The following is a 462-nucleotide window of genomic DNA, read 5'->3' on the forward strand; positions in this document are numbered from 1 at the left end:
GGTGCTGTGATTCTGGGTGTACCGGTTGGTGTGATGACCGCTATCTTCATCGCTGAAGTGGCTCCCAAACGCCTGGCTGATGTTATTCGTCCCATGGTTGAACTGCTGGCGGGTATCCCCTCTGTGGTTTACGGTTTCTTCGGTCTGGTGATTATCGTTCCTCTGATCCAGAACGTGTTTAATGTACCGGCAGGAAACACTGTGCTGGCAGGTATTATTGTACTGGCTGTCATGATTCTGCCTACAGTGATCACTGTGTCGGAAACCTCCATCCGCGCCGTACCGCGCAGTTATAAAGAAGGCTCGCTGGCATTGGGGGCTTCGCACATTTTCACCATCTTCAAACTGCTGGTTCCGGCCGCGCGTTCCGGCATTATGACAGGCGTCATTCTGGGTATTGCTCGCGCCTTAGGTGAAACCATGGCCATTATCATGGTCATGGGTAACTCCCCGGCGATGCCT

General features: G+C 53.2%; 1 protein-coding gene. It reads left to right on the forward strand.

Going from position 1 to position 462, the window contains the following annotated elements; all coding sequences use genetic code 11:
- On the forward strand, window positions 1–462 hold a 462-nt coding region (gene pstC / locus ACYP03_RS24095; protein ID WP_459782376.1), incomplete at both ends, for a phosphate ABC transporter permease subunit PstC.

Source organism: Photobacterium sp. R1 (assembly GCF_054600795.1).